We start from the raw sequence: 1,061 nt of genomic DNA, 5'->3' as shown, positions 1-1,061 counted from the left end.
ACCAGCCTTGTTTTTAAATAAAATATCGTTAATTTCTTCTGTCTTTTTTTTTACCAGTTCTTTATCAAATTTAGGATGGGTTTTTTGAGTTTTTTTTCAACTAATTTTTGTCGGTAGAAAAATTTATAGTAACTCTGTTTTGATGTATATATCACACCAAATTCTCCATCTAAATAAGTAACCAGCTCATCTAAATTACAATATTCTTTATTCTTTAACCAATCGATTACTTCAGTATTTTGTTGAGCTGTTAAATACCATTTTGACCCTTTATGTCCTAGTTTGATTCCGGCGATGCCTTTGGTTGTAAATTGTTTTTTCCAATAACCAATAAAAAAATTACTTACACCTAAAATATTGCTGATTTCATGGTAGATTTTACCTGAGAGCGCCATCCTGACAGCTATTGCTCGTTTTAGTTCTCTGGCATCGATATCGCTTTTAATGAAATCTTCTAATTGGGCTATTTCTTTTTCTCTATCTTTTTGTTGCAGTTGTAAGTTATCCATTTTTTATTGTCACAATCAAGTATTGCATATAATTGTATCATAGTCTTGATAATGATTTAGGATTGCTATACATCATAGAGTTTTGTGACAATTCCTTCAAACCGCAACCAGTGAACGATCGCCCCATTCGTCAAATCAATCACTCTCATATCACAGCGAGCCTCAGCATCCTTAGCGAGCAACAACTCATCCAATTCTAAACCGCTAAAAATGTTGTCACCTCCACGAGGTTTCGAGAGTCCAACAATTGCCCACTGTTGCCAAAAAGCTAGTCCTCCGACATATCCCGGACAAAACGTAATTGCCTCAAATTTTCCTGTGTCTAATATCATTTTTTTAAAGATGTGATAGACTTGTATAAAAAGTAAAATATATCTCCGAAAATTAAAATAAAGAGTAGGGAGAGATGGTAAAATAGCTTTTTTTCGGGGCTGAGTATGAGTTCGCTACTAGCAATACTGCGGACAGTTTTTGGAACCAGACTACAAGCTTTACAGCACAAGGATCATAAATAAAGTCCAATTAAATGCAACTCCGGGTAGAGCTGACATT

2 protein-coding genes are annotated in these 1,061 nt (G+C 34.4%); both read right to left on the bottom strand.

Features of this window, described 5'->3' with window-relative positions:
* Window positions 1-50 precede the first annotated feature (50 nt).
* On the bottom strand, window positions 51-509 hold the full coding sequence (locus QUA77_RS29210; protein WP_333454128.1) for a transposase: 459 nt from the start codon (window positions 507-509) through the stop codon (window positions 51-53).
* 65 nt (window positions 510-574) lie between these two features.
* Complete coding sequence (locus QUA77_RS29205; protein WP_333454126.1) at window positions 575-841, bottom strand: DUF4915 domain-containing protein; 267 nt, start codon at window positions 839-841, stop codon at window positions 575-577.
* Window positions 842-1,061: the final 220 nt, after the last annotated feature.

It is taken from the genome of Microcoleus sp. K5-D4, assembly GCF_036704575.1.
Lineage (GTDB): Bacteria > Cyanobacteriota > Cyanobacteriia > Cyanobacteriales > Microcoleaceae > Microcoleus.
The sequence above is the reverse complement of the archived record's forward strand: the minus strand, read 5'-3'. Positions and strand labels throughout refer to the sequence as shown.

Excerpts from the sequence above, each read along its gene's own strand:
- QUA77_RS29210 (WP_333454128.1), bottom strand. The coding sequence starts at position 509 with ATGGATAACTTACAACTGCAACAAAAAGATAGAGAAAAAGAAATAGCC.
- QUA77_RS29205 (WP_333454126.1), bottom strand. The coding sequence starts at position 841 with ATGATATTAGACACAGGAAAATTTGAGGCAATTACGTTTTGTCCGGGA.